Below are 287 nucleotides of genomic sequence, written 5' to 3' on the forward strand. Positions count from 1 at the left end.
TCTCCTACTGTTGCTTCCCAGCCTTCTGGAGTACTACCTTCCGGTATTTCAAATTCTGTACCGTCTGGTAATTTATTATCTCCAGTTTGATCAACTTCTACTGGTTTACCAGGGGTTGTTGTTGATGGTTTATATCCTGGGTTATGTTGATTTGCTTCTGTATCTTTTACAGTAACTTTCGCTGGCGCATCATCTGTTGTACCATCTGGATATTTAACTTTAACTGGAATATCTTCTGTTGTACCTGGTTTGATATTTTCTGATGGTGTTACGACAACTTTACCATC

Annotated in this window: 1 protein-coding gene; it reads right to left on the reverse strand. The window is 39.0% G+C overall.

Annotated elements, in window-relative coordinates:
• On the reverse strand, positions 1-287 hold a 287-nt coding region (locus ACSBRB_RS10660), incomplete at both ends, for a Rib/alpha-like domain-containing protein (RefSeq protein WP_435032731.1).

The organism is Staphylococcus auricularis (genome assembly GCF_051172115.1).
Classification (GTDB): domain Bacteria; phylum Bacillota; class Bacilli; order Staphylococcales; family Staphylococcaceae; genus Staphylococcus; species Staphylococcus auricularis_A.